General features: G+C 25.5%; 1 protein-coding gene. It reads right to left on the bottom strand.

Annotated features, from left to right (window positions below; genetic code table 11):
* Positions 1-259, bottom strand: a 259-nt coding sequence (locus ETC27_RS18490; protein WP_205742789.1) for a hypothetical protein, incomplete at both ends; no start/stop codon positions are given.

Raw genomic sequence — 259 nt, forward strand, 5'->3', positions numbered from 1 at the left:
CTTCATATGTAATTTTATTTATATATTTTAATGATTTTATTTTATGTTCACTATCGTATATAAATTCTTTTACTTCACTATAGTTTCTAACAACTGCTACATAATTTTGTGCACTTTGTAATAAAGCAATAACCATACGAGAATCTATAAACCTTCCATCAAAAAAAGATACAGCACCTACAAGGTCTTTTTTCTTTATACTTGGTTGTAAGAGGCTTAATAAGGTTTTATTGATAAATGTATTACGTCCTATACTTTT

The sequence above is a fragment of the Onishia niordana genome (assembly GCF_004798965.1).
Classification (GTDB): Bacteria; Pseudomonadota; Gammaproteobacteria; order Pseudomonadales; family Halomonadaceae; genus Onishia; species Onishia niordana.